Source organism: Terriglobales bacterium, from assembly GCA_035651655.1.
Lineage (GTDB): Bacteria > Acidobacteriota > Terriglobia > Terriglobales > Acidobacteriaceae > DASRFG01.
The window spans coordinates 63,317-89,710 of the sequence record DASRFG010000023.1 but is presented as its reverse complement, the minus strand read 5'-3'; the positions used below and the strand labels follow the sequence as shown (position 1 = coordinate 89,710).

Sequence of the window (26,394 nt, the reverse complement as noted above, 5' to 3'; positions counted from 1 at the left end):
GCGCTGGGGAGCGAGTCGAGAACTCTAGTCCCGTGGGGACGACTGAATCGTTGATATTTTTTCTGAGCGTTCTTCGATTTCGAGCGGCAATCGCCAGTTTTTCGCGGAGGCATGGCCGGCTTGCATCCATCCATAACGAGTCAGCAGCGATCCCGCAATACTCGACCAGGCCGCCGTGCGGCGCATCTGGCGTGAGCCACTAAGTGCGGCCACAATCCGCAATGCCAGCGGCGCGGGTCCGGAAAGCACGCCGCCCACACGGGTAATCCATCCGCTTGTACCCCGCTTCAAAGGCCGAAGTACGGGATCGCCCCGTCGCTCAATGTGGAAGCCCTCCCAAGTTTCAAACGCGGCCGCTCCGATTCCGAGCGCGTTGAGCGCTGCGTTGCGATGGCCCAGCAGCTCCAGGATCGAGACGGCGGAGTTCAATCCGGACATTCCAAAGTGTATTGGCAGCGTGCTGATGTTCTGATTCCAGACTGGAATTGCGGTCGCGCCGATCAACACGCCGGTGTAGTTGTGGAAGGGAAGACCGAGGGCGGCGGAGAATGTCTCCGAAACATTGGCCAGCACCCTGACGGGCGTGAAGTCGAATTTCTCGCCCAGCAATTCTGCAAACGCGGTTGCGCCTGAGAAAGTGCTGAATGCCGCCAGTACCCAGGCGCCGACCGACATGGGACTTTGCTTTTTGAACACCCTGAGCATGTTGAGGAATCGTTCCGGCCGGCCCAGGTCCGCGATCAGCAAGCCGGTGGACAACATGCCGCCGCCCGCTGCGATCAGGCGTGCGTGTCGCGTGAGTTCGCGATCACGCGCCACCCAGTTGGCGACGGCGCCGATCACCGCTGCCGACCCCGCAGCGCCGCCGACGAAAAAGTAAAGAGGAACCTCCCACTTCCACTGCGGCTGCTTCAGCATAGGAATGCCGTAGTAGCCGGTTTCGGGCGAGGCCTTGGGGAAGGGAGCTCCGGGAAGGCGAACACCAGGCGCTTCTACGCGGCCCCTGGTCTCTGCTTCGCGGCGAATTTCCAGCAGGCGAGCTTCGCTGCTTGCGTCAGGTGTGCGAGGAGGCTTGCGCTCGGGCAGGGGATCGGTGCTCATCGCAGCAATCTTCTCCGCTTGCGGAAGCCCTTATCTTTGGGCGACGCCAGAAATGCCAGGAGTGCGCCGCCTACCAGCATTGCTGAGCCAATGGCCGAGGCGCGCCAGCCGTCGCGAGCATAGATAGTGGGTATCTCTGGTTTCGGCGGCAGGTTGTACGTCCGGGGATCGCCACGCATGATGAAGAATGCGTGAATGCCTTCTACGCTGGTGTCTTGCGGATCGTAGATTCGAGCGTCGTCCATGCCGCGGCTGCGCAACTCTTCAACTCGTCCTTGAGCAGCCAAGCGTAATTCGTTGATTTCGCCGAACTTGATGGATTCAGTCGGGCACGCCTTGGCGCACGCCGGCGTGAGGCCGACTTTTTGCCGGTCATAGCAGAAGGTGCACTTGAACGCACGTCCATCTTTCTCGTTTTTCTGAATAACGCCGAAGGGACAAGAGACCACACAGTACGAGCAGCCGTTGCACACGTCGGGTTGAACGTAAACACCGCCGAATTCAGTGCGCACAATCGAGCCGGTTGGGCACGCTTCTAAGCAACCAGCCTGCTCGCAGTGCTTGCACACGTCGGAAGAAAACGTCCAGGAGTTTAAGTCCGCGGCGTTGCCGCCGAATCCAGGCTGCGGCTCGTTTTCTACAAATTTCACATGCCGCCAGGTGGAAGCGCCGACCGCGCCGGTATTGTCATAGGAAAATCCGCTCCAGTTCAGGCCGTCCTCGCCCACGCCGTTCCACTCTTTGCACGCGACCTCGCAGGCTTTGCAGCCGATGCACAACGTGGAATCGGTGAGAAACGCAGTTATGCTCATGCGGGTTTCGCCAGATGTTCTTTCAGTTGTTCGAGTGCGGCCGGACCGGATGCGCGCCGGCCGGGAGCAATATTGCACACCAGCGCTTTACTTTCCATGATGCGCACGTTGGGTTCTTCAGAGATTGCAATCAAGTCGTTCACAATATCGCCCTTCACCCGACCCTTGTAGCCCCAATGATACGGCAGCCCAACCTGGTGCACGGTGCGTCCGTCGACCCACAGCGGCCGCATGCGTGTAGTGACCAGTACGCGAGCCTGCACAATGGCGCGCGGAGTAGTAATCGTCGCCCAGCCTCCGTGTTCTAATTGGACTTCTGCCGCCAGCTCTGGCGAGACTTCCGTAAACAGCTCGGGCTGCAACTCGCATAAATGCGATAGAGTTCTCGTCATACCCCCGGCAGTGTGATGCTCGGTGAGTCGATAGGTAGTCAGAACATAAGGAAAGCGCTCGTCTCCCGGCGAGAAGGCGTATGGATTATCGGTGCGTTCTTTCTTGTCCACTGCCGGATCAGTTTGCTGCTTGGGATACAGGGCATTGCGCACTGGAGACTCAAGCGGCTCGTAGTGGGTGGGAAGTGGACCATCTTTCAATCCGCTGCTTACGTAAATCCAACCCGTGCCATCTGGATGCAGGATGAAAGGCTTGTCGCCAGCCAGAGCCTCAGTACCGGTTTTCTTTTTCAGGTCACCCTTGTAACCCGGAGGCTTTTCCAGATCGAAGTCTGGCGTGTCGCTACCCGTCCATTTTTTCTTTTCTTCGTCCCACCAGATTAGCTTCTTGCGCTCGCTCCATGGCTTGCCGTCGGGGCGTGCCGAGGCGCGGTTATAAAGAATGCGGACATCACCGGGCCAGGCGAAGCCCCAGCCGTGCCCCAGCAGTCCTTTGGGCTTGCGCTTGTTGGCCTTGTTTTCCGCGGGATTAGGGAAGACACCGGAGTAAATCCAGCAGCCACAGGCGGTCGAACCATCATTCTTTAGCGATTTGAAATTCTCCAGCAGCCTGTGATCAGCAACCGTCCAGCCATTAATCTCTTGAAGTATTGCTTCAACATCTGGTTCGGCGTCCGCGCCGTGAGTGGGATAGTCCCAGGTGAGCGCGTTCAAGCCAGCGTTGCGCGGATGGGGATCCTTGCGAGCCTTCTCTTTTATGCGGCGGCCCAGATGGTACATAAACCAGGTGTCGCTGCGGGCGTCGCCGGGGGGATCGACTGCTTTGTTGTGCCACTGCAACATGCGCTGAGTGTTGGTGAAGGTGCCATCTTTTTCGCCTTGCCCGGCAGCGGGGAAGAGGAAGACTTCTGTACCGATTTTCTCGGGATCGAGTTCGCCGCGTTCTACCTCGGGCGAGTCGCTCCAGAATGACGCGGTCTCGGTCTCCACCATGTCGAGCACCACCAGCCACTTCAGCTTGGCCATCGCCTTGCGCTCCAGGCGACTATTGGGCGCGCCCACGGCTGGGTTTTGGCCCATGACGAACAGGCCTTCCAATTTGCCATCAGCCATGTCGAGCCAGTATCCGAAGTGAGAGTGGTCGCCGGTAACGCGGGGCATCCAATCAAAGCCCCAGTTGTTTTTTTCGGTGGCTGCGTCGCCGTACCAGGCTTTGAGCAAGCTTATGAAGTATTTGTCGAAATTGGCCCAGAGCCCGGTCTTAGAGCTGTGCTTCTTCAAGTATTGCTTGAAGTCGTGGGAGTCTGCCTCGAAGAATGGCATGGGGAGATAGCCGGGCAGAATGTCGTACAGAGTCGGAATGTCAGTGGAGCCTTGTATCGAGGCGTGACCGCGCAATGCGAGGATGCCCCCGCCCGGCCGACCTATGTTGCCCAACACAAGCTGTAGGACCGAAGCAGCTCGGATAATCTGCACTCCCTTGGAATGCTGGGTCCAACCAACCGCGTAGCAGATTGCCGCTGTCCTGTCCGGCCCAGAGGCTGAAGTGAAGGTCTCTGCGGTTTTCAGGAATACGTCTTTGGGAATGCCGCAGTGCTGCTCGATCATCTCCGGCGTGTAGCGAGAAAAATGTTTTTTCAGCACCTGGTAAACACAGCGGGGATGCTGCAACGTGGGATCGGTGTGGTAGTCCCTGAGTTCTCCCGCTTCGCCGCCACGATCCTTGCCATGTCCGCCGCCGGCCTCAGCGTGGCCCGGGTGCTCGCTGGCGGTATCTTTGCGCGGCGCGCCTTCGTAAAGCCAGGTCTCGGGGCTGTACTTCCGCTCCTGGGCATTCCAGCCGGAGAAAACTCCGCCCAGGTCTTCGGTGTCGCGAAAGTCCTCGCGGAGGATCATGGGTGCATTGGTGTAGTGCACCAGGTATTCGCGAAACTCCTTTCCGTGTTCGAGAGCGTAGTGAATCAGACCGCCGAGGAAAAGAATGTCGGTCCCGGCGCGCAGCGGCACCCAAATGTCGGACATTGCCGAAGTGCGGTTAAACCGCGGATCAACGTGAATGATTTTGGCGCCGCGTTCGCGAGCAGCCGTCACCCACTGGAAGCCCACCGGATGGTTCTCTGCCATCGACGATCCCATAATGAGGATCGCGTCAGCGTTGATGAGGTCTTGTTGCGCGGTGGTCGCGCCCCCACGTCCGAAGGAGGTGCCCAGACCGGGCACGGTGGAGCTATGTCATATTCGGGCCTGGTTGCTGAGGCACACCATGCCCAAGCCGCCGGTGAAGAGCTTCTTGATTAAGTAATTTTCCTCGATGTCCAGCGTGGCTCCGCCAAGATGCGCAATAGCTTTGGTGTGCGCGACTACTTGGCCGTCCTGTCGCTCAACAAAGGTGCGCTCACGGCTTTCCCAGAGGCGGTCGGCAACCATGTCCATTGCGGTTTCAAGGTCGAGATCCTCCCACTGAGTGGAATATGGGCGGCGATAACGAACTTTCTTGAGCCGCGCGGGATGAGTGTGCAGCTCGAAGGTGTCCGCACCCTTGGGACAAAGATGGCCCCGAGAAACCGGAGACTCAGGATCGCCCTCGATCGAGATCATCTTGCCGTTTTTGTGAAAAATCAGCTGCCCACAACCCACCGCGCAGTAAGGACAAATCGAGCGAGTCACCTCCGCGCCTTGGGTTTTAGGGCGGAGCTTGTGAGTGTGTTCGGTCCAGGCCTCGGGACCGGTTCCATCGCCACCAGTCTTGATCTGTTGTATCAGCGGCCAGCGGTTAAGCAATCCTTTGATCATGAGGCATCTAGATTACAGGGACGCAGTAGGAGTCAGGTCTCCTATTTGAGAACATAGAACAACAGGTCGGGTTGCCAATCGCGAACACCCGATGATCGCCGTAAGCGCGGAAAACCTTGTATTCCGCGACGGTGCTGGTCAAATGCAGCCGGGACTGGTCCTCAGCTATCAGGCGGGAGGCCGGGAATGTCCGAACGGCCTTTCTGTGCCGCTTCAGGGCCGAGCTCCCACCAACGATTGCATCCCGGAGGCGATTATGACATCTGATTTAGCCTGGGCCGTACAATGGTCGTCTAATAAATGACGCTGCTGACCATGATCATGGGGTGCATGCAATCTCGAGGTCAGGAGGGGTGCTAGTGGGCTCGGAGTGTCTGCCATTCACACAGATTCCGCACAGCACCCGCTTGTTCTCAGATTTTCTATATAACCATCCGCGTGTACAGCAGTTTTATGCGCGAGTTCCTGATCTCAAGCAATGGGCGGAGAACGAAGCCGGCCAAATAGGCTATGACGACGCACGGCGGCAGCGCGTCGCAGTCATCCTCGAGCGACAAAATCAAAGCTGGGGTGCCGGCCCTGAAACCAAAACAAACCTGGCGCGGTTTCGTAAGGGCGCGGCTTGTGTGGTTACCGGGCAGCAGGTAGGGCTTTTTGGAGGGCCGCTGTTCGCAATATTCAAGGCGCTTTCCGCGGTTCGAATGTCTGCCGAGGCGACAGCCTCAGGCGTGGACTGCGTGCCCATCTTCTGGCTCGCCACCGAGGACCATGACCTGGCGGAGGTCAATCACACCGACCTGCTCGGCCCGGAAGGAACACTGCACAGTCTGAAAACGTCATCCCATGATGTGCTGGACGCTCCTCTCAATAAGATCCCCTTAGCCTCCGACATTCGTGAGCTGGTTGCGCAAGCTGCCGAAGTTCTGGGTGAGTCTGAGATCACTGAGATTTTGCGCCAGGCATATCGCCCCGGAGTCACCTTGGGCGACGCCTTCGCCCGGCTGTTCACCAACCTGCTGAGCCGCTGGGGCGTGATCATGCTGGATGCCGCTGATCCAGAACTTCACACGCTTGCGCGACCCATCTATAGTGCCGCCGCCGAACACGCCGTTGCCCTGGATGACGCGCTGCTCCGCCGCGGGCAGGAGCTGACCAAGGCTGGGTATCACGAACAGGTGAAGGTCACGCCCCTGTCCACGCTATTGTTTACGGTTCGTAATGGGGCGCGTGTCGTCATTCACCGGGGTGGCGGCGTTACCAGCGGGGCAAATGGCAATGGCTTCCGCGTTGGGCAGGAGAAAATTTCGTCGGCCGAACTGCTGAAGCGCATCGCCGAGCGCCCGCAGGATTTCAGCGCCAACGTCCTGCTGCGGCCCGTGGTCCAGGACTTCCTGTTGCCCACGCTGGCCTATGTCGCGGGGCCGGCGGAGATTGCCTATTTTGCCCAGGCAGCGGTGGTTTACGAGAAGCTCTTGCAACGGATCACGCCGGTTCTGCCGCGCTTCAGCGCTACTCTGGTTGAGCCCAAGCCCCGAGAATTGATGGAGCGCTATCGGGTGGGGTTAAGAGACCTATTGCATGGCTTGGAAGAGGTACAGCAACTGCTGGCTACGCGAGTGTTGCCGCCGGAATTGCAGGCCGCATTCGATTCCGCCGAGAAAACGCTGGAGCGTTCGGTCAACACGATTCGAGAAGCGCTGAGGAAACTCGATCCCACACTGGTCGATGCGGCTCAGCGTGCCGCCTCAAAGATGAATTACCAGCTCGAGCAGTTGCGTGCCCGCGCCGCTCGCGCGGAGTTACGTAGAAAAGAGATCCTGGCCCGCCACGCACTCCAGCTTAGCAATTCGCTTTATCCGCGCAAGGAATTGCAAGAACGAGAGATCGGAGGTGTTTCTTTTCTCGGCCGTCATGGTCTGGAGCTGCTTGAGCGCCTGTATCAGGCGACCGGCGCTGCCTGTCCCGATCACCAGATCATCTACCTGTAACTTCTTCTTCTGATCTGCGGTATCATCAGCCTATGCCCAAGGGCGCTCCAGCTTTCGAAGTCACCTGCCCATGTTGCAGCGCGGTTCTCAAAATTGATCCGGCCACGCAGGGCATAATTTCCCATGTCGCTCCGGTACGGCCCAAGACTTTTAACGACATGGAAGAAGCCGCGCGCGCCATGAAAGAACAGGACAGCAGGCGCGAGTCGGTTTTTCGGCAATCAGTCGAGGCCCAAAAACACGCTGCTGACTTGCTGGAAAAGAAGTTCCAGGAAGCCATGAAGCGGGCCAAAGAAACGCCCGACACTGGCAAACCCATCCGCGATTTCGATCTCGACTAGCGTGCTGCTGCTCGGCCACCGCGGCGCCCGCGTCCACAGTGTTCCAGAAAACTCACTGGCAGCGTTTCAGCTTGCGCTCAACGCCGGTTGTGACGGCTTTGAGTTCGACCTTCGGCGCACCAAAGATGGGGAAGCCGTCGTCTGCCATGACTCCAGGTTGCACGGTTTAACTGTGTCACGCCGGTCTTATGAAGCCCTGGTCAAGGCCCGCCTCCGAAAACTCTCCTCTGGTAAACCCGCCAGCGTTGCGTTGACCCTGGCCCAGCAGGCGGTGCTGCTTGCCCGCCTTCAGGACGTGCTGGCGCACTATGCCGACCGTGCCTTTCTCAACCTTGAATTAAAAGTCCCCGACCTGGAAAAGAACGTCATCGCGCTGTTGCAGGCCCACCCGCCCCACCGCGGGTACGTAGTCTCATCGTTTCATCCTCAAATAGTCAAAGCCTTGCACCGGCGCGCCACAGACGTTCCATTGGGATTGATCTGTGACAGCAAGCGTCAGTTGGCTCACTGGGCCGAGTTGCCCGTCCAATTCGTGATACCTCATCACAAGCTGCTCACGCAGAAGCTGATCCAGGAATTGCACGCGGCGGGAAAGCAGGTTTTCACCTGGACCGTAAACTCGGAACGAGTGATGCACCGCGCCGCGGAATTGGGAGTAGATGGTGTGATCTCGGACGATCCCATACTTTTGGCGCGCACCTTGGGATGAAAACGGATGAGCCAGGACAGTTCACGCAGCAAAATTATTTCGATTGCAGATTAAATTCGGCGGGCATTCCGGACTTTTCTGGCTTACGCAGAAAAGCCTCCCGCTCTGCGATTGCATTCTCCAGTTCAGAGGCAATCTGCGCCTCAGCCCAGCCCATCGCTTTTCCAATCGCTAGCGCCGCCGCCGTGCTGCAATCCTCTGACCAGCAGCCACCCAGCCCCACCGGCACGCGTCGAAGCAGGACATCCGCTAATGTTACAGCGTACTCATTCTGAAATGCGCTTACCCCCTCAGCCGCAATGTGCTCTGTGTGGGGACACAGTGGCTTGCGCAGCGCCTCATCTGCCTTCGCGATCCGAGCAACAGACTCCGCTCTCGGTCCATACCACCCCGCCATTGCCCGTGCCGTATTTGCTGGAATGCCGTATTCCGCGGCCACTTGCGCGGCCCAATTACCCAACAGCGCTTCCAAATCAACAGCCGCGGACCTCACCGATACCCCTCTGGGTTCCGCTGCGCTGATTCCGACTTTGCGCGCACATTGCCGGGCCAGGCTGGCAGCGGTGGTCAGCTTCCCCCCAATCACCGAGATCAAGCGTGCCGCCCCGTCCTCCAGATGATCGTGTAGCAGGTGACGCCGGGTCACCGCCGACGGACTTTCCGCCGGCGCATAAGGCAGAGGACGAACTCCCGCGTAGGAGTACCGAATCTGGTCAAATCTGAAATCCGCATTGGGAAACTTAATACGTACAGAATCCAGTAAATAAGCAATCTCGTCCGCAGTCGGCTGGGCGATACCGGGATCTTCGGATTGTGCTACCTCGGTTGTTCCTACCAGCAGTTGACCGTTCCAGGGAACCAGAAATATCGGCCGGCCATCTACCGCTTCGGTGTAAACCGCCGCCGCCGGTATCTCAGCCGGCTTGGGCAAAACAATGTGCGATCCGCGCACGCCCCCAATCATCCGGGGAGCACGCACTCCCGCCATCTCGCAGAAGCGGTCTGCCCAAGGGCCGGTCGCATTGATGACCCAATCCGCGATTACCCGAACTTCCGTACCGCTTGGAGTGTCTTTTAGCAGCACCGATCGCACACAACCATCGCGAACTTCCAGTTCGAGGACCTCGGTGTGGCTGCGTGCTGCAGCTCCGGCTTCGGTCGCATCGAAAAGCCACTCCGCAACCAGCCTCTCCGGAAACTCACATTGCGCATCTTCGTAGCTGAAAACACTCCAGCGGCTGCCGCGATCCAGCACTCGCTCCAGTTCCGCGGCAGAGTTGCCATTGCGATGCAATCCGGTCCGGCCTGCAAAGCGCTTGTAGAGCCACAGCCCAAAACGGATCTCGAGTGCGCTCCGGCGCGCATCAGGTCCAAGGGCCAGCAGGAACTCAATGGGCCGAACCAGGTAAGGTCGCTCACGCAGAAGTTGCTGGCGCTCCCGCAAAGATTCGCGTACTAATCCGATTTCACCGTGTTCCAGGTACCGCAGCCCACCGTGGATGATCCGGGTGGAACGGCTGGTGGTGCCGGCCGCGAAATCATGCCGCTCGACCAGCAGCGTGGAGCGTCCTGCACGCGCACACTCCCGCGCAATCGCCACGCCATTGATCCCGCCTCCGATTACGACAATGTCGAAATGTCGTCCGTCTAGGCTGGGCCGGATTGGTATTGCCGTATCCACCTCGACCATTTTAGATGCGGCGCGGCAGTATGGCTTAATGTCGCACGTATCACTCGGTTCGGGAAGTTACGCTGGGTGATAGCTTCGCTCAGGCGACAACTGAGTACTGACCGCGCACCGGCAAAGGATAACTGACCACTGACAATAAGGCTCCCGCTCATTTACAGTAGTTTGCAATGTCCTCCACCGGCGAAAGGTTTGAGCGGGCAGTGGCCATCATGGCGCGATTGCGCGCCCCTGGCGGATGTCCATGGGACCGCGAGCAGACCTTCGACTCCATTAAGCCTTTTACCTTGGAAGAAACCTACGAGGTTCTCGAGGCCATAGACAACCGCGATTGGCAGGAGCTCACGGGTGAGCTGGGTGATCTTCTGCTGCAGGTTTTATTTTATGCGGAGATGGCGAAAGAGCAGGGAAGCTTCTCCATCGATGATGTGCTGGACCGTCTCTCAATGAAGCTCGTACATCGTCATCCGCACGTCTTCGGAGATGTGAAGGCAGAGACATCCTCAGACGTATTACGTAACTGGGAGGCCCTGAAAGCCGAGGAGAAGAAGAAGCGCCTCGCCGCTGGCGGAGGCAAATCAGCGCATGACAACTCTTCACCGCAATCGGTGCTCGCCGGCGTCTCATCTGGAATCCCCGCACTTCTAGAGGCTTATAAACTCAGTTCGAGGGCCGCGCACGTCGGCTTCGACTGGCCGAACATGGAAGGCTTATTTGAGAAACTGAATGAGGAAACCGACGAGCTTCGGCAACAGCTCAGCCGCTTGCCAGTTGCGCCCAAGCCGCACGACCGCGGCATTGCTGGCGCCACGGGTCAAAAAATCCCTGATGAACTGCTTGCCAAAGTCGAGGAAGAAGTTGGGGACCTTTTCTTCGTGCTGGTCAACATTGCGCGCTATTTGTCGCTCGATCCCGAGTCGGCATTGAAGAAGACCAATCGGAAATTCAAGCGCCGTTTTCAATGGATGGAAGAGCAATTACGGGCAAGAGGTCGCGAACCACAACAAGCCTCTCTCGACGAGCTCGAATCCTTATGGCAACAAGCCAAACAGCAGGAAAGCGTGACGCGATGACAGCCGCCCCGGTGAAAGCCAATCCGCAGAAGAACGCGCCCAAAACGCACGAAGTCGTTGAAGTCCGTAACTGCCGTGGATTAGATGAGTTTCGCGCCTGCATCGAGCTGCAACGCGAAGTCTGGAACTTCACCGATGCAGAACTGGTGCCACTGCGCCTTTTCGTGGTAGCTGCAAAAGTTGGAGGCCAGGCCATCGGTGCGTTTGAAGGGAAGAATCTAGTTGGATTTGCGCTCTCCGTTCCCGGCGTGCGCACCGGTCATGCTTATCTTCATTCCCATATGCTGGCCGTTAAGGAGGCCTACCGCAATCGTGGACTGGGCAGGCGGATGAAACTGTTTCAGCGTGAGGAAGCGCTCAGTCGCGGTATCGAGCTTATCGAATGGACCTTCGATCCTCTGGAAATCAAGAATGCCTATCTGAACCTGGAGAAGCTGGGAGCAATTGCACGCCGATATAACATCAATCAGTACGGAATCACCTCTTCGCCTCTGCAGGGTTTTTTGCCCACCGATCGTCTTGTAGCCGAGTGGTGGCTCAGATCGCGAAGGGTTGAATCATTGTTGACTACCGGAAAACGTCCCGTTGCCCAGACGCAAATCAAGATTTCCGTCCCCGCCAAGATCTACGACTGGAAAGCCGCGGATCACGACCGCGCCAAAGCTGCCGATGTGCAGGGCCGTAACCGCGAGCAATTCCTGCAAGCATTTGCCGATGGCTTGGCGGTCCTTGGGTATGATCGCGATGCCGTAGGGAACGGCACATTCCTGCTGGGACGTTGGGACGAGGATTGGTCGTACGCTTCCAAGGCGAACTACACAAATGAAAATTGAAGCTGTGACCCTTCGCGAAATTCATATGCCGCTGGTCCATTTTTTTGAGACCAGCTTTGGGCGGACTTATAACCGCCGCGTCATGCTGGTAACCGTCCATTGCCAAGGCTTGGATGGATGGGCTGAATGTGTCGCCGGGGAGGACCCGTTTTACAGCGAGGAGACGGTTGAAACCGCATGGTCGGTCATCACGAATTATCTCGCCCCGGCAATTATGGGTCGGGCCTTTACGGCCGGACGCGAATGCGTGCCCTTTTTTGCGCGTGTGCGCGAACACCGCATGGCCAAAGCGGCAGTGGAGAACGCGCTTTGGGATGTGGAAGCACGTGAAAAAAAGCAGCCGCTGTGGAAGCTGCTTGGCGGCACACGACAGCAGATCGCATGCGGCGTCTCTATCGGAATTCAGGACAATGTCGAGCAGTTACTTGAGAAAATCGAAACTGAACTAGCGGCCGGGTACCAGCGCATCAAGGTGAAAGTGAAACCCGGTTGGGATGTGAATGTGCTGGAGCGTATCCGCCAACGCTGGCCCGAGATTCTTTTGAGCTGCGATGCAAATTCCGCCTACACCATGAACGACGTTGAGCACCTCAAGAAATTCGACCGCTTCAAGTTGCTCATGATTGAACAGCCCTTGTGGAACGACGATCTCTATTTTCATGCCAAGCTGCAGAAGCAGCTCAAGTCCACGATCTGCTTGGACGAGTCCATACGCAACGCGCGCGATGCCGACGCTGCGGCGGAACTGCATTCCTGCGGGATCATCAATATCAAGGTGGGCCGGGTGGGGGGCTTCAGCGAGGCCATCCAGGTGCACAATGTTTCCGAGGGGCACGGGATTGCAAATTGGTGCGGCGGCATGTTGGAATCGGGCGTGGGGCGCGTCCACAATATTGCGCTCTCAAGCTTGAAGAACTTTAAGCTGCCGGGCGACGTTTCCTCTTCCAAGCGTTATTGGAAAGAGGACATCGTCGAGCCCGCAGTCGAGGTCGCGCCCAACGGTACGATCGCCATTTCTGACCAGCCAGGAACCGGATACCGGGTGCGCGAGGATCTTATCGAACGGCTTACGGTCCGGAAGGAAACGATACGCGGCGAGAGCGCTTCGATAGCGTCTTAGTGGCGAGCGCTGTCAGAGGTGGCGGCGCTCTGGTTCTCCGCCAGTACGCCATCTTCTTTCTTCAGCAGGTCAATCCCTTGCGCGAACGTCAGGTTGTTGGGCACACGGCGGAATCCCGCTGAGTCTTCCACTTCTTGAATGCGTATGGATTTAAACAGCAGGGCCTTACCCGTAAAATTCAGTTGCATGTGAGTGGTGGTCCAGTACCCCTCCGCAGCAGGTCCTTGCACTACCACGAATCGGCCACCCTGGTTGAGGTGACCCAGAATGCCCCAGCCGAAATTCACGTCTTTGAAGAGGGTGCCGTCAATCCGGGCAATGCGCTGCCGTTTTGTATCAATCAGCAGAAAGCCATTCATCCCGGTGAACACTTCCTGCTCACGGGAGGGCGGCTCGAATGCCGGGTTCGGCCAGAACTTCAGTCGCACCAGTTCGTCCCCATCTTTGGAGTGCTCAATGCCCACGTACTCATAGCGGAATGCATCGGGCAGAGTTTTCACCATCTGCAGCACGCGTTCGGAATCTTCCTTCTGCTGTTTCTGCTTTTTACGGATTTCGGAGGGATTGTTGACAATGTTCTCCAGCCGCGCCATTTCCTGCTGATGCTGCTGGGCATTCAGTGGCTTGTCATCTACCGCAACCAGCATGCCCGCTGTCCCCTCGCGGGTCTCGACATATTCGCGGGTCTGCGTGGCTTTGGCGGTCTGCCTGCGGACACGAAACATCATGGATACACCATCGGTGTTGGCCTTTACTTCATTAGCCACCGCGCGGCGAACCAGTTCATTCGCATTAATGGCTGGGGGAGCCGGCTGGCAGCATTGGCCGGACGTAGTGGTTTGGGCCTTGAGCAAAACGGGGGGTGCCAAGCTGAAAAACATCCCCATGGCCACCAACCACCGAGAGATTGTCTTGGGTCTCATTTGGAACCCTGTGTAGAGCAGTTTACCCAATTAGAGTCACTAAATACCAAAGCTGTTGCTTCTCCCTTCCCCGGCCCCCTTTCAGGCCTTAAAAAGAAGGACCAGCGTTGCCGCCGGTCCCGAGGGAGGATTAGGTGGTTTAAAGCCATGTCGACCCGCTCGAAATAGGCAGTCCCATTGAAGATACGAGCCACGCGCGAGAGAAATCGTTGTTCCCCTGGTTTTTTTCGATCTCACCCGGTTAGCGCGACCCTTCCGACCGGGTCGACGCTGTTCTTCTAGCAAGGTAGATGCCAAATTGATATCACCCGGGGCCCCCAGGCCCCCGCGGCCTTGGGACTAGTAGCGTAAGGCCGGATTGCTGGCGGAATCTACGCTCCACCTCCAAATGAGCATCCCGACGTTCTCGCGCTGGCGTCCGGTTTGGTGTCAGGCGGGGCACCTGGCAAATCTACCGGGGCAATTTGAGGGATGATGGGTTAAAATCCAAGCACCAAGCAGAGTTCCTCGTCCAGCCACACCGAAGCAAATTGCGGCCACTGACGGGCGGCTGCGAACTCATGGTTTGCGAGGAGCACGGGACTATGTGGAAGAAAAAAGACGAAGGAGAGCCCACCGGGATGTCCCAACAGCCATTCGGTAATGCGAGCCACGAGGTCGGCAGAAGGCCAGGAACGCAATCTTCTGCCTTTGACACTCTCGCAAGCGATGTGGCCAGGATAGGCAAGTCGGTCGTGATCAAAGGTGAGGTCTCCGGCAGTGAAGACCTCTACATTGACGGCCAGGTGGAAGGAAGCGTTCAGTTAAAGGGACACACTCTTACCATTGGGCCAAATGGCCAAATCCGCGCCCGGGTACAGGCGCGTGGTGTGGTCATTCACGGAAAAGTTGACGGCAATGTCGAGGGCACCGACCGCGTGGATCTACGGAAGTCCGCAGTTCTTGTCGGCAACATTTCTACGCAGCGCATTGCGATTGAAGATGGGGCATTTTTCAAAGGAGCGGTGGACCTTGTAAAAGAAGTTGCTGCGCCGCCTCTAATGGGGAAGACTGAAGCCAAGCACGAAACCACGGCGGTTGCTGCCGCAAGCTCCACTTCGCCTGCAGTTGCGGCGCGACCCACTTCGATTGCTCCGCTATCTGGTATGGAGCAAAAAAAGCCCTGATACTCCTCAAGCGCGGGATCGGGTTGAACTAACGCAATTCACTCTGGTAAAAACTTGAGCAACGAGTCGAAATGGGTTCTGTAACTCAGGGTTTCATGAAGCTCTTCCGCGGATCCTCGCGAGCTCCCGGCCATAGCGATGGCCTGACTTCCCATCCCCGGTCCATCCGTCGCTCCAGCGGCTTGGGCGAGTTTACTCGCGCCCTCGATGGACACGATACCCTTTGCGTGCTCGACGTTGGACCTACCTCAGCGTCCAACATCCGCTACCTTACCGAACTGGGCCACAAAATTTACAGCGAAGACGTGCTGCTCGCCTCCCGTGATCCCACGCTTGTGCACCGGGACAAGGACGACAACAAAATTCTCGACGAAAAGCGATTCCTGGCCGAGAACCTCGCTTACGCCTCGCAGTCTTTCGACGCTGTGCTGGCTTGGGACATGGCAGATTTCATGGAGGAGTCTCTGGTGAAACCGGTGGTGGGCCGCTTGTGGTCCATGCTGCGGCCTGGCGGTCTGGTTCTGGCCTTCTTTCACACCAAGGATGCCGGCCCGGATGCGCCGTTTTATCGTTATCACATTGGCGGCAAGGACACATTGGAAGTGCAGCCGTTGACCGTCTCAGCCCCGACGCTTCTCTCCGAAGTGGGCAATGGCGGCTACAGCCGCGGCGCCGAAGACCGGGTGCCAGCTTATCGGTTGCAACGAGTTTTCAATAACCGACATATTGAGAACCTGTTCCGCGATTTTTCCGCCATTAAGTTCTTTCTTGCCCGCGATAATGTTCGCGAAGTTCTCGTAACCCGATAATTCTTTCTTTACTATCCGGCTGGCTCTTGTTCGATCGTTCCACGCGTGCTGCGAACCAATAATTTGCCGACTCTGGCGCGGCTCGCCAGCTTGAGCAACGGAAATCGCACTACCGAGGGGAGGTTCAGCAGCCGCCGCAATCGTGAGGAATTGCGAAATAAGGGCGAAAGTTCTTGCTGGTAGGCTTCCTCGTACGCTCGCGCCGCGATGGTAAGAGAAGTGTCGCCCCGCCAGAATGGGGCGAGTGCTCGAGCTGCCATTCTTCCACTCCGCAGGGCAATCGCGATTCCGTCACCCACAAAAGGATCAATGAATCCGGCAGCATCGCCGGCCAACAGGATATTTTCGCGAAGTGCTTTCGGGCCGCGAAAGTGCAATGGAAAGGTGGTGACCAATGCCGTTGCTGGTTCCCAACTGCGACTGCGTGCATGCAGTTCAGGATCTTGTGCGAACACCGCATCCAGCGTGCTGCCCATGTTCTTTCTCACCATTGCGCACACGTTAATTAATTGGCTGTTCCCTCCGGCCAGGCTGGCCGGCTGCACGCCACAATAGCCACCTTCAAAAAAGTACAAATCTACGGAAGTCGCTGGCTTGCATTCGAAGAAGTGGGCTTTCAAGCCGATCCATTTGTCCGCGGCTCCGTTCGCGTTCCCGAGTGCTCGACCGCGACCGCTCAGGTTAGACCATCTGCCCGACGCGTCTATTACGCTGCGGCCCTGAAATTCAGCATCTGGAGTTTCCACCCTAAAAGGGCCGCTGCCGTGAATTCCACGCACCGTGGTTTGGGATCGCGCGTCAATCCCGGCGTGTACGGCTGCGTCCCAAAGTGCTGCATCCAAATCAAAGCGCGAAACGCTCACCGCAAAAGGGTGAACAGGAGTGTGTATAACGTGATTGTCAATAAAAAGCTTTGCACTTGCGATGGGGACGGCGCGAGCGAGCAAAGACCCATTTCCTAGCAACGAATTCAAGAGTCTCAGAGACTCAGCAGAAATAAACTCACCGCAAACCTTGTGCCGAGGAAACCGCCCTTTCTCCAGCATCAGGACCGTTGCGCCATGTGCGGCGGCAGTGATCGCTGCTGCCGATCCCGCGGGTCCTCCTCCAATTACAATGAGGTCGTATACGATGTTTGCCATGTTCGGACGATCTTACTGACGCCTATTAGATGGACGCCGTTTGGTCACGTGCCCTCATTTATTTCCAGGCAATGATTCCCATGCGGAAGAAGTAGTGGCGCGAGAGCTCTACTTGACGAGCTCGCGTACCTGCCAATATGTCCAGAATTTCTTTCTCGGTGTAAGCGCGGCGAACGGACGCGGGCGCATCATGCCGGGTTAGCCGGCTGCGATAGAAGGGAACACCAGCGTATACCGCCGCCGCATGCAACGGATGCCGCACCAGGTCGTTGATGACCACAGCTCTCCTCGCCACCCGCAGTCCCTCATTCACAAACTGCACGATCTCATCCGGCTCCAGATGATGCGCAAACAGCCCACAACCGGCAACATCAAAGCTTTGATCGCGGAAGGGAAGAGCGCGCGCGTCGCCGACCACTCGTTCCCTACCCGGAGCTGGACAGTTTCTGAGATGGGCAAGGGAACGATCTAGCAAGGTAAATTGCAGCGTTAGGCCTTGCTGTCGCAAGCGCTCGGCGACCACCTTAGGCACGTAACCTGCTCCCGATGCTACTTCCAGCAGCGAAAGGCTGGATAAACTTGACTTCCTCGCCACTCGCGCCAGCAACTGGCAGGTTGAGCCAATCCCCCCAAACCAGCGGTTGAAGCCGCGCAGGTCGGCCAGGGATTTTTGAATTTCAGAGGGTGTCCCCGCGTCGCTGTCGAGCAGTTCGGGGATGACGACGCGCTTCATGCCGCCGTTCTCATGCAAATGGAAGCAAGGTGGAGATGTTATTAAACCTCGGCCAGTTCTTCTTCGAGCAACTGCTTGTTGTAGAGGTCTGTGTAATAACCGTTTCGTGCGATCAATTCATCATGCGCGCCGAGCTCCACGATTCGACCGCCGTGCAAAACGGCAATCTGGTCCGCATTGCGGACCGTGGACACCCGATGGGAAATGAAGATCGTGCTCCGGCCGCCCATGATTTCGCGCAAGTGGTTCAGGATTTTGTCCTCGGTGTGGGTGTCCACACTCGAAAGGGCATCGTCCAGAATGAGGATACGGGGATCACGAATCAGTGCTCGCGCAATGGCGGTCCGCTGTTTCTGTCCGCCGGAAAGGGTAAGGCCGCGCTCGCCCACGAGGGTCGCATATTGTTCCGGAAAGCTTTCGATGTCCCCAGCGATACTGGCAGCCTCAGCGGCTGAGCGCACTTGATCCTCGTTAACGTGGTCTGCTCCCAGCGCAATATTGCCGCAAACTGAGTCGCTGAAAAGGAACGTCTCTTGCGGAACAAAGCCGATGCTGTGCCGCAGCTGGTCAAGTGGATAGTCAGTGATTGGCCTTCCGTCGAGCAGCACGCTTCCCTGCGGCGCGTCGTAGATGCGGGGAATCAGGCTCACCAGCGTGGATTTTCCTGAGCCGGTAGGTCCAACGATGGCCAGGCTGGTGCCCGCGGGAACTCGCAGGCTGACGTTCTTCAACACCGAGGTTCCGTTGTAGCTAAAGTCCAAATTGCGGAACTCAATCTCGCCTCGAATGGGCCCAGGACTGGACATTGCAACGCTGCGGACTTCGGGCCGTTCCATCAGGATCTCATTGATGCGCCCCATGGACGCGGTGCCGCGTTGAAAAATATTGATCACCCAACCCAACGCGATTACCGGCCATGTCAGCTGCACCATGTAGGTGTTGAATGAAACAAAATTGCCCACAGTCATGCGGCCTTGAATGACTTCGCGTCCACCCAGCCACAACACCAGCACCACCGCCAGACCCAACAGCGTCTCCAACGTAGGCCAAAGCATGCCCATCAGCCGAACCAATTTCAAGCTGCGCTTGATGTACTCCTGATTCGCCTTCTCGAAAGAATTGATTTCGGCCTGCTCTTGGACGTAAGCGCGTATCACCCTCGCGCCCGAAAAGTTCTCCTGAGCGCGCGCGGATATATCGGAGAACATTGCCTGGATACGTTCGAAGCGCTCATGGATCCGGCGTCCAAAATACTGCACCACAACGCTCACCACCGGCAGTGGCAAGAAGGCAAACAAAGTCAGTCGGGGGCTGATCCGCAACATGAATGCCAGCGCCGCCACTGTGAACACGATTGTATTGGCCGAGTACATGATCGCCGGCCCCAGCAGCATGCGCACCGCGTTCAGATCGTTGGTCGCGCGGGCCATAATGTCGCCGGTCCGGGTCCGCTGATAATACGAATACGAGAGTCCCTCCAGGTGCCGGAATAAATCATTGCGGAGGTCGAATTCAATGTCGCGCGAGATGCCAATCACGATCCAGCGCGTCAGGAACTGGAAGATACCCTTGGTAGCCGCTACCCCGATCAGCAACAGCGCGTAAACCAGCAATTTGTGTTGCGTGACGCCTTTCTTCAAGTCGTCTATGGCGCTGCCAAGAATCAGCGGGAAGATGACCCAGATACCATTGTGCAGAAAGACGGAGAGCGTACCCCACACGAATCCCCACTTGTACTTCTTCATGTAGGGAAACAGGGGGCGTAGGTGATTCAGCATGTGCGTTTATAGATGAGATTCTAGCAGCGCCGGCTACAGGAATAATGCGGAACTACGTCGGGACCTTCAATACCAGATAGCCTCCCACTAGTGCGAAAATCAGATCAGGGGACCACGCCGCCATCGTCGGAGGCAGCTGGCTAAAATTTCCCATTGCCTCAAAAAGCCGAGTCACAACCATGTACGTAGCGGCGATGCCCAGGGCAATACTCACTCCTGTTAGTGCGCCCCGGCGTCCTGCCGAGAGCGCAAAAGGAATTGCTAACAAAGCCATGACCACTGTTACCAGCGGGAAAGAAAACTTTTCCTGCAGCTGCACTTTCAGTCGCACTACATCGAAGCCGGCTTGCTCCAGGTCGTCAATGTAACGCCGCAGCTGTTCGGTGTTCATTTCAGAGGATTGCTTCACTTCCTTCTTGAAATAATTGGGGGGCTCATCTAGCTGCGCGAACGTTGAGACATCAAACTTGTTGTAATCCCTGATAGCTGACCCGTAGAACGTGCGCGACCATCCGCGTTCGAACACCCAATTGGGTAAGCTTTCTTCCCAGTGCGCCCGGTCGGCATAAACTCGCTTGGCAATCTGAAAGTTGATGGGATTGAATTGGAACGCCTGGATCTTGGCAAAGTGATTGAATTCTGGGTCAAAAAACTCGTAGTAATAAATAGTGGAGTTTTGCCCCACAATCCAGCGGTGGTCCGGACGCAAATATGTTTGCGGCGGCTTGCCCTTGATCAGGTTGCGTAATGCGTCCTGCCTCCGGTTCACGCGCGGCAAATAGAACTGATCAAAGAAAAACAGGCCGCCTGCCAGCACTGCCCCAATCAGCAGTAGCGGTGCAATGATACGGTAAATGCTGATGCCGCTGGCCTTCATCGCCGTGATTTCGCTGGACTTTTCCATCAGGCCCAAGGTCACCAGCACTGCAAGCAGCATGCTGATGGGCGTGGTGTTGTAGATCAGATAAGGCGCCACCGTCAACAAATACTCGCCCACAATCGCAAATGGGATGTGATTGCGAACAATGTCGGTCAACAGTTCAAAAAATGTAAAAACCAGCACCAGGATCAGAAACGTGCTGACGATCATGGCCAGGTAGGTGACGAACTCACGCAGTATGTAGTCGTCAATAATCAGCGGAAAATCCATGCTGAAAAAACGCCGACGCCTGTAGACGCGCTCAAACGTGCTGCGTTGTCTGGCGCGGGTCATGGCCTGCCTTTTCATGGCAAGCCGCTGCTGCAAATCCAACCAGAGATTCCGCACGGAACCGATTTCCATGGGCATCCGGTCCACGCGCCAGAACAGGAACAAACCTCCGGCAAAGAAGAGCGCATTCGCAAGCCATACGCCTATGACGGGAGACAACTTGCCCTGCCTCGCAAGCGACACTCCGAACAGGGAAATGAAGTAATAAGCAAACACCAGCACGATAGTGAGAACTACACCGGTGGACTTACCGCCCTTTTTCGAGGAAAGCCCCAGGGGGATTCCCACCAATCCGAGCACAAGGCACGCCGTGGGCAGCGCAAACCTGCGCTGAAATTCAATCATGTCGAGGCGCGACTGATTGGGATCTTTGGCCTTAGCGGCATCTCGCAGCAATGCCCGCATTCCCAGTTCTGCTACCGGAAGCTGGCCCTGATTTTCCGGCGCGGGCAACGGAATCGGTATATCAGTCTGCGCGAAACTGGTGATCGAATACTGTTCCGGGTGGCGCGGAACGACTTCATGTTGCGAACCATTCTTCAAGTGCAAGTGCACGGTTTGAGGGCTGTCGCTGACCGCCATTCCCTCTTGAGCGATGATGATCTTCGGAGCGGAGGGATTGCTCACATCCGCCATGAATACGTTCTTCCACACCGCCGAGCGGGAGGTAGGGATGACGTCCCCAATATACAGAACGATATTTCTGAACCCCTCGTAGAACACCCGCGGCTGCACTTCGAATGACACTTGCGAGCTCTTCAACCTGTCCTGAAGACGATCGAGTGCCGCGGCTGAGGCCGGCGCCCAGTAAATGTTATTGATCATCGCCAATCCCCAGGCTGCTACAACAAAGATTGAAGTGATACGTAGGAATGTCGAAGCGCCAATTCCGCTGGCCCGCATGGCGGTGATTTCGCTGTCCGCCGCAAGCCGGCTCAATCCAATCAGAATGCCAACCAAGACTCCCATTGGGATAGTTAGTGTTAACGCGGTGGGAATGGTGAAGAAGAACAACTCGGCGACGCTGGGCAAAGGGGCGCTGGCGCGCACCACCAATTCGAGAATACGTTCCAGGTCCCGCAGAAAAATGACGAAGGTAAACACCGCCGCGCCGATCGCGGCATGTGACAGCACTTCGGCAAGAATGTAGCGGGTAAATATCCTCATCTAAAAATCCGGCCAGCTTCAGCGCTACTTATAAGCGGCCATTTTCGAAACCGCCTAGCCGAGTCTAGCACGCACAATAACCGTACCTTCGTGCCTTCAATGCTGAGCCCAGCGCGAGCTTTTTACCAAGTTGCGCATGCTAGACTTTTTTTGTCTGCTCTGATTTTGTGGGTGATCCAATTTCATGCCCGTGATTCGTGTAGTCATCCTGTGGCACATGCATCAGCCCTTTTATAAGGACCTGATCAAAGGTGAATACCGCCTGCCCTGGGTCCGTTTGCATGCGTTAAAGGACTACTACGGCATGGTCCGCCTGGCGCAGGAGATCCCGCAAGTCCACCAGACATTTAACCTGGTACCGTCCCTGATCACGCAAATTGAAGACTATGTTGGCGGAGTGGCGCGCGACCCGTTCTTTGAGCTGGCTGCCACCCCCGCCGACGAGCTTTCGCCGGAGGCACGTCGAGAGGCATTGCTGTACCTGTTTCAAGCTAATCCCGTACACCTGATTGGGCGCTATCCCCGCTACCGCGAGCTTTGGGAGCGCTACCACGGGGCGGGCGAGGATCCAGCCCGTGCGGTGCGTTTTTTTCAAACTCAGGACTATACCGATCTGCAAGTGCTTTCTCAGTTGGCGTGGTTTGACGAATTCTTCCTGGAAGAGCCGGAAATCGCCGCCTTGGTGCGCAAAGCACGGGGCTTTTCATCAGACGATCAGAAGTTTGTAATGGCACAGCAGAAAATCTTGTTGGCCCGTGTGCTGCCTGAGTATGCTGCTGCAGCGCGCAGCGGCGTGGTCGAAATCTCGACCTCTCCGTTCTACCACCCTATTCTCCCGTTGTTATGCGACACCAATGCCGCCGCGGTTTCCAGTCCCGGCCTGCCCCTTCCGCAAAACTCCTTCCGTCATCCCGAAGATGCCCGCGACCAACTGCAGCGGGGCCTCGATTTGCACCAGCGCATTTTTGGTGTGCGTCCACAAGGTGTCTGGCCATCGGAGGGCAGCGTCTCCGAGGAAGTACTCTCTATCGCCTCCAGCTTGGGCGTGCAGTGGATGGCAACTGACGAAGGCGTGCTCGGACGCACCCTGGGGCTAAATTTCTCGCGTGATACATCCGGCCGCCTTCCCAAGGATGCGCCCGAAAAGCTTTACACCATTTACCGCTATGAAAAAGATCAGGCGAAGATGAATTTGTTCTTCCGCGATCACACCCTTTCTGACCTGATCGGCTTTGTGTATTCCGGTATGCCCGCGCAAGATGCCGTGGCCCACCTAATCGCCAGCATTAAGCAATCAGCCAAGCCTGTGATCGAAAAGGGCCGCGATGCTGTGGTGTCAATTGTCCTGGATGGTGAAAACGCCTGGGAATACTATCCGCAGTCGGGACGGGAATTTCTCCGCCGGTTCTATTCTGCCCTCGCCGCCGATCCCCAGATCGAGGCGCTTACAGCGACTGAAACGATTGCCCGCCACCAGGAGTTCGGCAATCTTAAGTCACTGGTTCCGGGTTCATGGATCAATTCCAACTTTAATGTCTGGATTGGCGCACCGGAAGACAATCGCTCCTGGGATTACCTTTCCGACGCTCGTAAATTTTACGACCAGGCTGCGCCCATCGCCGACCCCGAACAGCGCAAACTTGCGATGGAAGAGCTCTTAATTGCCGAGGGCAGCGATTGGAATTGGTGGTACGGGCCTGAACACCACTCCGCCAACGATCGTGAATTCGATGAGCTTTATCGCCAGCACCTGACCAATGTTTATCATGCGCTGGGCGCGCCCCCGCCAGCGTACCTCGCGCATCCGATTTACAGTGGAGTTGCGCGCCCTACCTTCGTCCCGCAGACCGCATACATCCACCCCAAGATCGAAGGGGATATGGTGCGCTATTTTGCATGGCTGGGAGCGGCCATGTACACCGCGGCTCGTCGTGCTGGCGCTATGCATGGCAAGCAGTTTTTCCTGGATTCTGTCTTTGCGGGCATTGACGAAATTAATCTTTATGGCAGATTGGACTTCGCGGAAACTCCCATCCAGGAAACATTTGAAATTGTAGTGAACATTGAGAGCGAGTCTTCTGGGCCGACGGCAGAGACTCTGCGTCTGGAAGTTTCTGCAGAAAATGGGGCGATTCGTTCCTGGCAGCTGCGGCCAGAAAATGGGCATGCTCCCATGGCCAGCTCCGAAAGAAATGCCCAGGACGCCAAACTGGTTCTTGCGAAGAATTTTGAATTTAGGCTGCCGCTGCGCTGGTTGCATTCGGAAATAGGTTCCCAGCATTCTGCGGCCGATCCGTCGAGGAGGTTGCGGCTGCGATTCAGTCTTTGGCGGGACCGCCTTCCCATAGACGCTTTGCCATTGGAAGGCTGGATCACACTCAGGCTGGTGAGCGAGCCGGAACTGGCAGCCTCGGCATTCACCGCGTAAGCGAATCAGACCACCATCTTCGCCAGATGCACCGAAAATCCTGTCTTGGGCAGCAGGGAAGTCAATTCGAACACCTTGAACCCATCTCCGCTGACCTCCGCATGCCGGTATAACCCGGGTTCGCTTTCTGCCACTTCACGGCTGCCATCCGTGTGGTCCACAAAAGCTTGAGCTTCCTTGAGAGTAGCTTCGCCGTGAGAGCCGCGCGTCGTCACCGCCTCGGCCGAGTAGGAGCGCACAAGCTTGGGCCAATATTTTTCCAGCAGGTTAGCGCTGGCAAATATGTCCGCCCAGATGATTTGCCCGTTCACTGCCACCACCACTCCGACCGCGTTGTGGTTACGCAACTCCCGGATGACGCTTTGGTAATCGTGTTCCATCGGAGCGGCCACCGCATCAATTTTCTTTTGCACTTCCTGGTTGCTCATGACCGTGGCATACGAAGAAGTCTTTTCCACCTCAACCGCTTGCGGCATCGGAATGATCGCGACCATCTCCCTGGCTGAATTGCCCACCTCCGACCATACTTTGCCTTGGTCCTTGTCGGCCATCGCGCGTGCTCGCACTGCTGGTTGTGCCATCTGCGTTGCCAAGGGTTTGAAGTGAGCTGTTTTTTCAGTCCAGCGCCTCGGCTCAACGCAAAATACGCTCAGGTCAATGGGGTCGCTCTTCGGAGACACAATGCGGTCCTTGCCGATCACACGGTCCTGCTTGCCTCCAGTGACGATTTCGCCGGCCAGCAGAATCAAAGGTCGGTCCGAATTGTTTACCAGAACCAGACGATTGACTTCGGCCCGGCTGGCCTGACCGTCGGGGACTGGATGACCGCTGCGCGGCCGCACCAGTGCTATATTGCCGAGCTCCGTGACCACCACTTCGCCCGAACGCAGGCCCTCATCCAGCGTAAGGAATTCTTTGGTGTCGTGCGAAGCGGATGTGACCACTGGGAAAATGCTGAGATTGCCCTTGCGAATTGGCGCAAGCACCCGGTAATCGGATGTACTCTCCAGCTTTCCTGCTTTTACTTGTGGACTGTTCCAGAATAGCAACAACGCCGCTGCTGACACTACAATCGCCGCACCATAGCACTTTGACCGCTTCATAAATCGCCTTCCCTGACCAAAGAGACCTCTCCCTTCGCCGCTAAGCACGGCGTTCGTCTCTCGGTTTTCTCTTCTGGAGAAAGAACGATGAACTCTGGATTATTTGCATCAAAAAACTGGTACCATTCAGTTCTGAAGTGGGCAGAAATTCCAATCCGGGCGAACCGCCGTTCGTAGCGGTCTTGCAGGCAATCAGTTCAGACTTGTTCCGCAAAAGCGGCGCGCAGGAATTTGGCGTCAGCGAAAGCGAATTCCGCAATCTGCTGCAACGGGTTGCTTCGAAGTGTCTGTCGGCGAGCGCGTCGGCCAAAGATGCACGCTGCTTTTTTGAGGGCCTGCACCTTCCAGAATTGGCCCTGGCCCAGGCATGCGCGGATGGCAACGATTCTGCGTGGCAGAAATTTATGCTGCTGTACCGCGCCAAACTTTACTCGATGGCCCTGCACATAGCCAAGGAGGATTCAGCGGCGCACGATTTGGCAGAGTCTGTTTACGCGGACCTGTTTGGCTTGCGGACCCGTGACGGCTGCCGCCTTTCGAAGCTATCCTCGTACACCGGACGAGGATCGCTGGAAGGTTGGCTGCGTACAGTTCTTGCCCAGCAGTACATCGATCGTTACCGCACCCAAAGACGGTTGGTGAGCCTTGACGAGCAAGTCGAGGATGTGCCGGTCCCCACAGGCAAGAACGGAGCCGATCCACTCAACCACGCCGCTGGCGTGGTAGACAGCCGTTTGAAGGCGGCGGTGGATGCGTCGTTGGCATCGCTCGCTGCCGACGAGAGCTTTATGCTCTCGGCTTACTATCTCGACCAGCGCAGGTTAGTGGAGATCGCGCAGATGTTGGGTGTGCACGCCTCCAGCATCAGCCGGCGTCTCGACAAGCTGGCTGGCATGCTGCGCAAGCGGATCGTGGCGAATCTGGTGCGGCTCGGGCTGGATCGTCGCCGAGCCGAGGAGTTGCTGGATGTGGATGTCCGCGATCTGGAGGTAAATGTCCGGCAACATTTGACGCAAAAATCGCGGGTGCCCCCGTTCTCTAAAGAAGGGCGGGCCCGTACTCAGACCAGCAATGCACCGGAGTGAA

20 protein-coding genes are annotated in these 26,394 nt (G+C 57.0%); 10 read left to right on the top strand and 10 right to left on the bottom strand.

Going from position 1 to position 26,394, the window contains the following annotated elements; translation table 11 throughout:
- Positions 1-24: 24 nt before the first annotated feature.
- The 3 genes from nrfD to fdh are packed head-to-tail and all read right to left on the bottom strand — an operon-like array spanning position 25 to position 5,098.
- A complete protein-coding gene (gene nrfD / locus VFA76_08835; GenBank protein HZR31943.1) occupies positions 25-1,101 on the bottom strand; it encodes an NrfD/PsrC family molybdoenzyme membrane anchor subunit in 1,077 nt (358 codons plus the stop codon).
- Entirely contained in the window at positions 1,098-1,913 is an 816-nt protein-coding gene (locus tag VFA76_08830) for a 4Fe-4S dicluster domain-containing protein (GenBank protein ID HZR31942.1), read from the bottom strand. Before VFA76_08830 ends, nrfD begins: the two co-directional genes overlap by 4 nt.
- Entirely contained in the window at positions 1,910-5,098 is a 3,189-nt protein-coding gene (gene fdh / locus VFA76_08825; GenBank protein ID HZR31941.1) for a formate dehydrogenase, read from the bottom strand. Before fdh ends, VFA76_08830 begins: the two co-directional genes overlap by 4 nt.
- A 359-nt stretch (positions 5,099-5,457) precedes the next feature.
- Here fdh and bshC point away from each other — a divergent pair, with 359 nt between their 5' ends.
- The 3 genes from bshC to VFA76_08810 are packed head-to-tail and all read left to right on the top strand — an operon-like array spanning position 5,458 to position 8,136.
- Positions 5,458-7,086 carry a bacillithiol biosynthesis cysteine-adding enzyme BshC gene (gene bshC, locus VFA76_08820; GenBank protein ID HZR31940.1) on the top strand — a complete coding sequence of 543 codons (1,629 nt, stop codon included), beginning with the start codon at positions 5,458-5,460 and terminating at the stop codon, positions 7,084-7,086.
- 32 nt (positions 7,087-7,118) lie between these two features.
- Positions 7,119-7,427: a hypothetical protein gene (locus VFA76_08815; GenBank protein ID HZR31939.1), complete on the top strand. Its 309-nt coding sequence runs from the start codon at positions 7,119-7,121 to the stop codon at positions 7,425-7,427.
- 1 nt (position 7,428) lies between these two features.
- The gene (locus VFA76_08810; GenBank protein HZR31938.1) at positions 7,429-8,136 is read left to right on the top strand and encodes a glycerophosphodiester phosphodiesterase; all 708 of its coding nucleotides are present in this window, start codon (positions 7,429-7,431) and stop codon (positions 8,134-8,136) included.
- Between the two features lie 34 nt (positions 8,137-8,170).
- Here the strand turns inward: VFA76_08810 and VFA76_08805 are convergent, their stop codons facing one another.
- A complete protein-coding gene (locus tag VFA76_08805; GenBank protein ID HZR31937.1) occupies positions 8,171-9,826 on the bottom strand; it encodes a glycerol-3-phosphate dehydrogenase/oxidase in 1,656 nt (551 codons plus the stop codon).
- 167 nt (positions 9,827-9,993) lie between these two features.
- Between VFA76_08805 and mazG the strand changes: the two genes are divergently transcribed.
- From mazG to menC, 3 genes are read left to right on the top strand one after another with little or no spacing between them, the layout of a single operon-like run.
- Positions 9,994-10,896: a nucleoside triphosphate pyrophosphohydrolase gene (mazG, locus tag VFA76_08800; GenBank protein ID HZR31936.1), complete on the top strand. Its 903-nt coding sequence runs from the start codon at positions 9,994-9,996 to the stop codon at positions 10,894-10,896.
- Complete coding sequence (locus VFA76_08795) at positions 10,893-11,729, top strand: GNAT family N-acetyltransferase (protein HZR31935.1); 837 nt, start codon at positions 10,893-10,895, stop codon at positions 11,727-11,729. Before mazG ends, VFA76_08795 begins: the two co-directional genes overlap by 4 nt.
- Positions 11,719-12,849 (top strand): o-succinylbenzoate synthase, encoded by a 1,131-nt coding sequence (gene menC, locus VFA76_08790; GenBank protein ID HZR31934.1) that lies wholly within the window; start codon positions 11,719-11,721, stop codon positions 12,847-12,849. The genes VFA76_08795 and menC overlap by 11 nt, the downstream gene beginning before the upstream one ends.
- Here menC and VFA76_08785 read toward each other — a convergent pair.
- Positions 12,846-13,772, bottom strand: a complete 927-nt coding sequence (locus VFA76_08785) for a hypothetical protein (protein HZR31933.1) — start codon at positions 13,770-13,772, stop codon at positions 12,846-12,848. The two genes, menC and VFA76_08785, sit on opposite strands and share 4 nt — an antisense overlap.
- Before the next feature lie 584 nt (positions 13,773-14,356).
- Here VFA76_08785 and VFA76_08780 point away from each other — a divergent pair.
- Both VFA76_08780 and VFA76_08775 read left to right on the top strand, forming a co-directional pair.
- The gene (locus VFA76_08780) at positions 14,357-14,938 is read left to right on the top strand and encodes a polymer-forming cytoskeletal protein (GenBank protein ID HZR31932.1); all 582 of its coding nucleotides are present in this window, start codon (positions 14,357-14,359) and stop codon (positions 14,936-14,938) included.
- Between the two features lie 71 nt (positions 14,939-15,009).
- The gene (locus tag VFA76_08775) at positions 15,010-15,747 is read left to right on the top strand and encodes a methyltransferase domain-containing protein (protein HZR31931.1); all 738 of its coding nucleotides are present in this window, start codon (positions 15,010-15,012) and stop codon (positions 15,745-15,747) included.
- An 11-nt stretch (positions 15,748-15,758) separates the two neighbouring features.
- Here the strand turns inward: VFA76_08775 and VFA76_08770 are convergent, their stop codons facing one another.
- From VFA76_08770 to lptF, 4 genes are read right to left on the bottom strand one after another with little or no spacing between them, the layout of a single operon-like run.
- On the bottom strand, positions 15,759-16,889 hold the full coding sequence (locus VFA76_08770) for an FAD-dependent monooxygenase (protein HZR31930.1): 1,131 nt from the start codon (positions 16,887-16,889) through the stop codon (positions 15,759-15,761).
- A gap of 58 nt (positions 16,890-16,947) precedes the next feature.
- Entirely contained in the window at positions 16,948-17,622 is a 675-nt protein-coding gene (locus VFA76_08765) for a methyltransferase domain-containing protein (GenBank protein HZR31929.1), read from the bottom strand.
- 41 nt (positions 17,623-17,663) lie between these two features.
- Complete coding sequence (locus tag VFA76_08760) at positions 17,664-19,400, bottom strand: ABC transporter ATP-binding protein (GenBank protein ID HZR31928.1); 1,737 nt, start codon at positions 19,398-19,400, stop codon at positions 17,664-17,666.
- Between the two features lie 52 nt (positions 19,401-19,452).
- Complete coding sequence (gene lptF, locus VFA76_08755; GenBank protein HZR31927.1) at positions 19,453-21,777, bottom strand: LPS export ABC transporter permease LptF; 2,325 nt, start codon at positions 21,775-21,777, stop codon at positions 19,453-19,455.
- Positions 21,778-21,961: 184 nt separating this feature from the next.
- Here lptF and VFA76_08750 point away from each other — a divergent pair, with 184 nt between their 5' ends.
- Positions 21,962-24,205 carry a glycoside hydrolase family 57 protein gene (locus VFA76_08750; protein ID HZR31926.1) on the top strand — a complete coding sequence of 748 codons (2,244 nt, stop codon included), beginning with the start codon at positions 21,962-21,964 and terminating at the stop codon, positions 24,203-24,205.
- Positions 24,206-24,210: 5 nt separating this feature from the next.
- On the opposite strand, the gene VFA76_08745 is transcribed toward VFA76_08750, so the two are convergent.
- Positions 24,211-25,308 carry a DUF6569 family protein gene (locus tag VFA76_08745; protein ID HZR31925.1) on the bottom strand — a complete coding sequence of 366 codons (1,098 nt, stop codon included), beginning with the start codon at positions 25,306-25,308 and terminating at the stop codon, positions 24,211-24,213.
- Positions 25,309-25,445: 137 nt separating this feature from the next.
- Here VFA76_08745 and VFA76_08740 point away from each other — a divergent pair, with 137 nt between their 5' ends.
- A complete protein-coding gene (locus tag VFA76_08740; GenBank protein ID HZR31924.1) occupies positions 25,446-26,393 on the top strand; it encodes a sigma-70 family RNA polymerase sigma factor in 948 nt (315 codons plus the stop codon).
- The last annotated feature ends 1 nt before the right edge of the window (position 26,394 follow it).